General features: G+C 51.1%; 5 protein-coding genes. 1 reads left to right on the forward strand and 4 read right to left on the reverse strand.

The genetic code is table 11. The annotated features are described in order from the left end of the window. Positions 1–170: 170 nt before the first annotated feature. The 4 genes from BMZ51_RS20730 to BMZ51_RS20745 form a co-directional block, all read right to left on the reverse strand. Entirely contained in the window at positions 171–767 is a 597-nt protein-coding gene (locus tag BMZ51_RS20730) for a HupE/UreJ family protein (protein ID WP_068011079.1), read from the reverse strand. A 424-nt stretch (positions 768–1191) separates the two neighbouring features. Further along, complete coding sequence (locus BMZ51_RS20735) at positions 1192–3222, reverse strand: methyl-accepting chemotaxis protein (protein ID WP_068011082.1); 2031 nt, start codon at positions 3220–3222, stop codon at positions 1192–1194. Between the two features lie 331 nt (positions 3223–3553). After that, on the reverse strand, positions 3554–4795 hold the full coding sequence (locus BMZ51_RS20740) for a porin (RefSeq protein WP_068011084.1): 1242 nt from the start codon (positions 4793–4795) through the stop codon (positions 3554–3556). A 281-nt stretch (positions 4796–5076) separates the two neighbouring features. Continuing rightward, positions 5077–8592, reverse strand: a complete 3516-nt coding sequence (locus tag BMZ51_RS20745; RefSeq protein ID WP_208979609.1) for an indolepyruvate ferredoxin oxidoreductase family protein — start codon at positions 8590–8592, stop codon at positions 5077–5079. Between the two features lie 241 nt (positions 8593–8833). On the opposite strand from BMZ51_RS20745, the gene BMZ51_RS20750 reads away from it, so the two are divergent. Beyond that, the coding region (locus tag BMZ51_RS20750; protein ID WP_139201442.1) for a transposase at positions 8834–8940 on the forward strand (107 nt) is incomplete at its 3' end.

Consider the following 8940-nt stretch of genomic DNA (forward strand, 5'->3'; position numbering starts at 1 on the left):
ATTAAAACACACCAAGCGAAGCTAGCCTGCGACCTGCCTTGCATGAAGGTAAGTTTCAAAAAAAAGGTGCGGTCACCCGCACCTAAGTCTTCGTAGATATCGATGGCCCAAGCCGAGCCAAAAACAGCCAACCATCAGGGCTAGCCTACATATGTTGCCTAGCAAATACGCTAAGCAACGAACATCAGGTACAGGCCAAACAGTGCAGTCGCAGCACCAAGCCCGCGCAGGATCATTCGACCACTGTTCCATTCTGTGAGGGAACCAAGACCCAACCCGGCCAATCCAAGAGCAAAAGTGGAAACAGAGAACCCAGCGGCGTAAATCAGCAAACTGCCTGCACTAGCCTCATTCGCATGCGCAGCTCCATGGAAAACGGCAAACACACCTACAATCAGCGCACCAACCACAACTGGAAGCCTAAGCGCAAATGCCACCAACAAGCCAACCACGATGACAGACGCCAGAATACCGGTTTCAACAAAGGGAACGACCACCCCCAAAAACCGCGCCCAAAATGCCATAAACATGACCAGTGTGAACACCAGTGGCCAGACCAGCCGTTTCCGGTTCAACACCAGCGCAGCCCAAACGCCGACGCCGACCATTGTGAGCACATGATCCAATCCACCAAGAGGATGCCACAGACCATGAAGGAAATCCGCCTTGGCCTGCCCAGTTGTAAGCGCGGCAGCCTGCGCAGGAAAAGCAATAAGCAGTAAAACCGCAAGTAGCCCTGTTAAGCTGGCAGTCTCTCTCAATTTCATCAATCCAAATTCCAATATTGAGCGCGTGAAAGCATGCGCAGTATCCCTCGTCACTACTATGCAAAGTGACCGCATAAAGTAACGCCAAACTGACTTGTTTTCGCAGGGCTGGCAATCCAACCACACGCTTTTCAAATGATCACAGTAGATTGCCTGTAGAAAAACACTCTCATGCAATTGAAAGTTCACCCATATAGAGAGGTTCTCGTCCTGCGGCTTTCAAAACACAGAAGCACGCACAGTCGCTCAAAACACGCTTCAATACCCGAGATTGAGCTTACAAAAATCGCCCCTCCCAAAAATGGAAGAGGCGAATGAATGACCAAAACCGCAATCACTCAGGCGGCTTTACTGGAGTATCTAGATATATACTCCTAACTTTGAACCGCACCCACTTTTGCGACCCAGGTTAGGCGGGCCTAAGCTATACCGACTGCACTTTGTTGAGGAAGTCATCGATCTGCGTGCGCAAACCAATGACTTCTTCACGTACAGAGAGTGCGGTTTGGGAAACTAAATCTGAAGATTGATTGGTCTTTTGAGCAGCTTCCGCAACCTGAACCATATTGTCAGAAACATTTTGCGTTCCTGTTGCGGCTTGGTGCACGTTCTCGCTGATTTCCGCAGTTGCCGCGCCCTGCTGCTCGACGGAGGCAGCAATATTGGATGCAAACTCGTTGACCTCATGGATACTGGAGGTAATTCCGTGGATCGCTTCTACTGCATCTTTGGATGACGTTTGGATCTCGGTAATTTGCAGGGAGATCTCTTCAGTCGCCTTGGACGTTTGACTTGCCAGTTCCTTTACCTCAGTGGCAACAACGGCAAAGCCCTTACCCATTTCACCTGCACGCGCAGCTTCAATGGTGGCATTGAGAGCAAGCAAGTTGGTTTGCTCAGCGATGTCCTGAATTAGGTTGACGACCTCCCCAATGCGCTGAGCAGTTCCGTCCAGATCCATCACCTTCACATTCGTTGCTTGTGCCGCAACATTGGTTTGAGTGATCACCTTGTTTGTTCGTGCAATCTGTTGTGCAATCTGCTCAATGGACGTGGAGAGTTCCTCAGAGGCAGATGCTACCGTTTGCACGTTTGCTGTTGCTTGTTCAGATGCAGCCGTGGTTGCCGTGGTCTGTAGGTTTGTCGCCTCTGCGATCTCAGCTAGCTCTTTAGAGGTATTATCCAATTCGTCGAACCGGTTATGGATGATGCTCAGCGTTCTCTCTGCAGTTTCGGAAAACGCTTCAATCAATCGCGTGGTTTCCTGTTGGCGGCTCAATTCACGCTCATGTTCCTTCTCTGATTCACTTTGCAAAGCTTGCCGCTCTGAAACAGCAGATACAAACACCTTAAGAGCATTGGCGACCTGTCCAATCTCATCAGTGCGTTTTGTATAAGGCACATCGTCAGATACATCGCCTTTAGCCAATGCCTGCATTCTACCTGTAAGGGTCACGATAGGCCTAGCAATGGAGTTACTGATAAACCAGAGAACCAGACAGCCTAGCAAGCCAGAGACGAATGCTGCAACAAACGCCATATCGCGCGTATACCTTGCACCCGCACCAATCTCATCAGTCGTTACGGACATTCCCGCAAACCAGTACTGATCTGTTATACCTAGCTGAAATCTTTCAAGAATGTACATCCGATCGTCAAGAACCTGAATATTGAACTCATCGCGAACACCATTCATAACCCTTTCAAAATCCGGTCCCACCTTCTCAGCAAGCCTTGACTGGTCTTTGTTGCTCACCCACAGCCCGGTCTCGCTCACAACTGCGAGTTGGCCTGTTTCATAAAAGTTGGCGGCACTCATTTTTTGCTGAAGTTTATCAAAGTCGATATCGACAACAACAACACCAACACCTTGTCCCTGCATATTCATAATTGGCGTTAAAACTGACGCAGAAAGTATAGTGGTTCCTTCAACATCAAAGGTGTAAGGCTCTGTCACATATTGACATTTTTCATGCAGGGCCCGTTTCATTCTGAGCTGGACATCTTTTCTTCCAATCTCAGCAGCCAGAAAGCTAATGGTCCCGTTCTCAAAGTAATAGTAGGGAACAAACTGGCCAGTCTTAGAAGACTGAGCCCTCCCGATAAAGTCGCTGTCCAAACCTACGAGGTCAGGTTCCAGAAACACAGCGATACCCAATATATCCACGGAACCACTCAATGCCGCGCGGGTCATCTGCCCAAGGTTATCGCGAGTAGCCTCGCCGCTGATGATCTGCTCACCAATCGTATTGGCGAGCGTTGTAGAGATGACCTGAGGTTCTTTGAGAAGGTTTTGCGCCGTCACAGATAAACCGGAAGCGACCGACATGAACAGTTTGCGGCTGTCTTCCTCTGAGCTTTGCATACTCAGATAAGTCCCTATAGAGATCACAAGTGTAGAGGCAACAATCAAAACCGCTGCTGATGCACTGACAATGCGGTGACTTAGTTTCATTTTTTTGCTTCGCCATACAGATATAAACAGTAAGGGTTCAGCTCGGTCGCGCTCATGAAATAAGGGTACGCGCTAGTTGTATTGACGCGCCAACCCTACAGTAAATCTATATGTAAATATTATTTATATATTAACATACACCACAGGATATACGTTCTTTAACATAGATCAAACTAGCATAACTGACATAAATATACCGACACCGAACCCATTTCTTTTATATTACTGAAACAAAACATATATCACCATTAGGGCTTACCCATAGATGTATATTTATTCCAGTTTCAAGTAAGGATTGCATGTCACTCACTAGCTGTAACTCATTGAATTTTCAGAACTCTCGTTCGATGCGAAACACAAGGGACAAACTGTTTGGGCCTATCTGTGGGTTCTCAAGAGTGCTACCTGCGGGAATAGGTACCGTACCCAACTCTGCCACTCGAAAAGCTGTCTCTATGCCAAAGCTGGCGTGGCGTACCGGCCGGTATTCAACCGTCAGATTCAGATCCCACTGTTGCAGGTCCCAAAGTGTGTATTGATTGAGCTGAGCATAAGATCCGTCGAGTGCCAGCCTGAATTGTTCAAGGTATTCCAATTGAAGCCCACCAGCAATTGACCAGCCGTAGCTCAACTCTTCAGAACCATCGGTCAGCGCAACCGCATCAAAGGCCTCGATCCCCCAATTGCTGTGCACATAATCCATAATACCCTGCGAATAAGAGACTTGCAGCGCGGTTTTAAGCAGTATCTTCCCCGCCCACATCGACGGCCAAGACACATCTATGCCCGTACCGAGCGCCCAGCCATAAAGCCCTGTTGGCGCAGAATCCAAATACCGCACCTGCGCCAGTGCTGCCATCACCTGTGCCTGACCCCAGCCGCGGGCCAACCGTGCATGTGCTACAAAACTGGGGAGCTTTACACCGCCATAGTTCTCCAAGAACCCATCCGTATCGCGGTATTCGCCGAAAAACAGATTGGCCTGCCGGAATGTTCTGTCCTCTACCGCCGCAGCAAAACTAGAGCCGTTTGACATCGTGTAAGTATAACCAGCGAGCCACAATCTCTGATCTGCATAAGCCACATTGGAGGTTGCGCCATAAGAGTAGCCAGTCCAGAAATCGTAGAAGGAGTGCAAGATTCCAGCTTCAACGCCTGCTAGTTGTATAAAGGCATACCGCAAGCGCTGGGTTACTCGGTCTTGGTTAAATACGGGTGTTTGGGCTGTCTCAGAGGTCGTTCTCAGCTCCATATATGTGCGCATGATCCCGAACTCTGTCATGTTGCGAGCATCAAAACGAAAATAGGCGCGGACCCGTGCTAAAACCCCGTTTTGAGACCTATCAGACCAGTCACTTGGGGCCGCGGAAAAATCCTCAAAGCGTAAATCTGCCCGTACCTTGGCCTCTATGCTCAAACAAACATCTGTACCTGGCAGGACAAAAAAGTCGTCGGTGTATCCTCCGCAAACTTGCATAAACTCAACCGGTTCGGCAACCAGTTGAGGCTCTTGGGCGACACAAAGGCGCGTGCTTGTTATCAGCAATAAACCAGCGGTGAGCGCGCGCCTCATTCCCCCTCCGGTACTTGGCGTGTTCCGCTGAAGACTGGCAACTCACATCAGCTCTGCCCTGCAGTATACCAAGGTCGGAGCGGGTTCAAACCACGCTGTTACCCTAAGATACAGGGGAGAGATCGGTCCGCTGGACGCCCCTGCCCCGCCTAGAAAAAGAGACGTTAAACCTCTTGGCTCAGGCGCAATTCGCTGCTTGCGCTCTTCTCACGAATTGGAGGAAAGTTGGGTGGCGACAAAATCGCACCACCCGAAAAGCATTCAAAATCATAAGCTTGTGCTTATGCAGGAACCCTTTCCATTTTTGCGTTGCTATGTGCTTTTGTTAGCGTTGAAATGCGTTTTTCGCGCAATTTGAGCGCTTTTTCTGCATTTCCTGCTCTTACATGCCCAAAGCCACGCACTTTTAGCGGCCAGCTGAGAAGGTCATCGACTACCTTCTCATCCGCAACCCGCAAATGCGCGCAGGCCAGATCCATGTCTAGCTCATATGATGAACGTAATTCAAAAGCCAACGCACGTTCCTCATTATTGCGAAACGGATCAAGAACCGTTCCACGAAGCCCACGAAGGCTCGAAAGCACGATGAACAGTCTCATCATCCAGGGGCCAAATTCAGTTTTGACCGGTTGACCGGTTACGCGGTCCTTCTTCGCAAACGGCCCACCTCCTATATGGAAGCGAACGCCCAGATCACCTTCAAAGCTATCTTCTAGGCTCTGCTTAAACGATGGGTGAGAGAACAGGCGAGCGACTTCAAACTCATCTTTATGTGCCAGCAGGCGGAAATACTGAGTGGCCGCAGTGCGCAGAACCTGATCACCCGCGCCTGCTTTTTTAAGGGCAACCAGCTTTTGCCGGTAGAGCTTGCCAAGGCTGGTCCCCTGATAGTCCTTGAGTCGCTTCACCCTATCTTCAATCAGTTCTTCCAATAGCAATGGACGGTCCAGTTTGTGCACCTGTGCAAGTGGTGCGCGGGCACTAGCAACGCGTTCTGGGTCCAGCACCATAAGGCGGCCCCAGTTCAAGGCTTCAAAGTTTTTCTCTCGCGCAACACCGTTCAGTTCAATCGCATGGCGGATGGAACCAAGCGTCACTGGCACCAAACCACTTTGCCATGCAACGCCCAGCAACATCATGTTGGCCATCACGGCATCGCCGCACAGGTCCTTGGCGGCTTGTGTGGTATCAAACAGAGCCAACCGATCTCCAACGGCCTCGTGCAACCGCGCCTTCAAGTTGGGAGCATTGATCTGCCAGTCAGGATTTCTGGAAAATTCTGCCGTTGGCACTTCTTCAGAGTTCACCACCACCTGCGCGGAGCCGGAGCGCAAGGTAGTCAGCGTTTCGTCCCCTGCTGTCACCACCAGATCGCAGCCGATCACCACATCCGCTTCACCCACCGCAAGCCGCGCGCTTTGCAAGTTGTCAGCAGTGTTGGCAATGCGCATATGGGTTGTCACTGCACCGTATTTTTGTGCCAGCCCCGTCAGGTCCAGCGTAGAAACGCGGCGACCATCCAGGTGCGCAGCCATAGAAAGAATAGCGCCGATGGTAACGACACCTGTTCCACCAATACCCGTTACCAATAGACCGGTTGAGCCGTTAATTGCAGGTAGCTCAGGCTCTTCCAGCACCTCATGCGCAACGGAATCAATTTTCCGTTCTGCTGGTGCAAGTGCCTTTTTGGGTTCGGCACCATGAATGGTTACAAAGCTGGGACAAAAACCCTCAACGCAAGAAAAATCTTTGTTGCAGCTGGATTGATTGATCTGGCGTTTGCGGCCCAACGGCGTTTCCAATGGCTCGATGGAAAGACAACCAGACTTCTCGCCACAGTCCCCGCATCCCTCACAAATCTCGGGGTGAATGAAGGTGCGAACCTTCGGGTCTTCCCACTTGCCGCGCTTGCGCAAGCGGCGGCGTTCTGTGGCGCAGGCCTGATCATAAATCAGCACGCTCACGCCTTCCATATCCCTTAGGTCGCGCTGTACGGCTTCCAACTCACGGCGATGATGCACTTCAATTCCCGCTGGAACATCCTGCGCGGTCACACGTTCTACATCTTCTGTAACGATCACGACCTTGCTGGCGCCTTCGTTCAGCACGGCTGTTACAAGCTGAGGAACCGATTGTTCACCATCGACCGGCTGTCCACCGGTCATGGAAACAAAACCGTTTACCAGCAGTTTGTAGGTCATGGTTGTTTTGGCAGCAACGGCCTGACGAATGGCCAGAAAGCCAGAGTGAAAATAAGTGCCATCGCCCATATTGGCGAACACGTGCGGCTCATCTGTAAACGGCGCCTGCCCAACCCAGTGCATGCCCTCTCCGCCCATCTGAGACGGAGCTTTGGTGTTCACCGGGTCATTTAAATACGCAATGGTATGACAGCCAATACCCGCCAGCGCGCGGCTTCCATCTGGTAACTTGGTGGAGGTGTTGTGCGGACATCCAGAACAAAACGAAGGACGTCGCACAGGCCCCGGCTTGATCTTGATAGCCTGCGGAACTTTTTCCTTAAGGACATCATCTTCAAAAAACTCTGCGAGCGCTGCTGCCACCTGATTGGCGGACAGAACTCCGGATCTGGCGAGCAAGCCTTTGCCAATGACCTTTGGCGTCAGCCCCGCATCGAAGAGGATAGACTTGAGTTGCTCTTCCACCAGCGGACGTTTTTCTTCAATCACAAGGATCTTATCGACACCCTTAGAAAATTCCTTGATGATCTCAGGATCGAGCGGCCAAACCATGCCCACTTTGAGGATACGTATACCGCGCTTTTCAGCGTCCAGCGCGCTCATGCCCAACTCATTCATCGCCTGTCGCAGATCGGAGTAGGCCTTGCCAACTCCAATAATGCCAATGCTTGCCTCGTGAGCTTCATGCGTGATTGTGTTGATGTTGTTGGCCTGCGCAAAAGCAAGCGCGCGCGGTATCTTTTCCTCCAGCAGCCGTTTTTCCTGCATCACCGGCATATCAATTTCGCGAATCCAGACACCGCCCGGAGGCGCTTTAAGGTCTGGTTCCACTACGGTAACACGATCCAGATCCACCTCAACGCTAGAGGCACTCTCCACCACATCGGTGACCAGCTTCAGGCCAACCCAGCAACCGCTGTAGCGGCTCATTTCCACCCCCAGCACGCCGTAATCCAAAATATCCTGCGGGTTGGCCGGGTAAAGCACAGGTATGCCGGAGGCGATCAATGCATGGTCAGACTGGCCTGCGACCGTAGAAGACTTCGCTGCATGGTCGTCTCCGCACAACGCCACCACACCGCCCTTTGGGTGGGTGCCGGCAAAGTTGGCATGACGGAAGGCATCCCCTGAGCGATCTACACCAGGCGTTTTGCCATACCAGAAGCCAACAACGCCATCCTTGTTGCGCATCTTCATATTGCCGACGTGCTGAGACCCCCAGATGGCGGTGGCGGCTAGATCCTCATTCACTCCCGGCTGAAAAACGATGCTGTGCTTATCCAAATGCAGCTGAGCACGCCACAACTCCATATCATAACGGCCAAGGGGAGAACCGCGATAACCAGAGATAAACGCGCCGGTGTTTAGCCCCGCCAACTCATCGCGCATCCGCTGCTGTAACGGCAAACGCACAAGCGCCTGATTACCTGTTAAAAATACGACACCACTGGTCTGGGTATACTTGTCATCCAAAGACGGCGCGTTGTGGCTTTTGGAAGGGGAGCTTCCAACGCTGTTCTCTTTTGAAACCATCAAGTCACTCTCATAAAATATCTGGCGTGCCGTTTTGCGGCTGGAATTATTTGCGATGGGCAATGCCGAACACCCTCGGCTTTAAAACGTGGCTTAATAGCCGCCCGCAATACTACGTAGAGAGCATACTGCCTGAAATATCTCTGGCTGTACAATAATCCCTATGATTACAAAGCATAATCTTGAGGACCAGCCTTTGACCTGTCGGTAGAGACGTTTTTTGAAGAAGCCACTTCGGAAGTGACCTGCTCCCCATAACTTCCTCCATTTTGTGATAGGATTCTACCTAACATTGAGGTGGGATATGAAGCGTTCGCGTTTTACGGAAGAGCAGATCATCAGCATGATCAAGGAACAGGAAAGTGGTGTTCCAACAGCAGAAGTTTGTCGCAGACATGGAATCAGCACAGC

The sequence above is a fragment of the Pseudovibrio axinellae genome (assembly GCF_900110875.1).
GTDB lineage: Bacteria > Pseudomonadota > Alphaproteobacteria > Rhizobiales > Stappiaceae > Pseudovibrio > Pseudovibrio axinellae.

Excerpts from the sequence above, each read along its gene's own strand:
- BMZ51_RS20740 (WP_068011084.1), bottom strand. The coding sequence starts at position 4,795 with ATGAGGCGCGCGCTCACCGCTGGTTTATTGCTGATAACAAGCACGCGC.
- BMZ51_RS20735 (WP_068011082.1), bottom strand. The coding sequence starts at position 3,222 with ATGAAACTAAGTCACCGCATTGTCAGTGCATCAGCAGCGGTTTTGATT.
- BMZ51_RS20730 (WP_068011079.1), bottom strand. The coding sequence starts at position 767 with ATGAAATTGAGAGAGACTGCCAGCTTAACAGGGCTACTTGCGGTTTTA.